This is a genomic window from Deinococcus alpinitundrae, from assembly GCF_009982895.1.
GTDB classification, from domain to species: Bacteria; Deinococcota; Deinococci; order Deinococcales; family Deinococcaceae; genus Deinococcus; species Deinococcus alpinitundrae.
In genome coordinates, this window is record NZ_WXZL01000392.1 from 1 (window position 1) to 250 (window position 250).

Here is a 250-nt window from a genome sequence, read left to right on the forward strand (position 1 = left end):
ATTGGCCGGCGCAGAGCTTGGCGGCCGTGACCCCGTTGGGCAATTCCTGCGGCGTGAAGCCGAACGGCGCCACCAGTTGCTTGTGCTCTTCGGTGCCGATGAACTTGGCCAGCTCGGCGTTGAAGGCATCGGCAAAAGCCTTGTCGTCGGGGCGGAAGGCGTAGGCGCCGTAGCCGCGCACGCCCTTGCCATCGATCACCGGATCGGTGAACGGGTCGGCCTTTTCCAGGCCGCTGCCGGCATCGGTCTT

The 250-nt window shown here is 66.0% G+C and carries 1 protein-coding gene; it reads right to left on the reverse strand.

Annotated features, from left to right (window positions below):
- A partial coding sequence (locus tag GUI70_RS23875; RefSeq protein ID WP_202630629.1) for a type 2 periplasmic-binding domain-containing protein occupies positions 1-250 on the reverse strand: 250 nt, incomplete at both ends.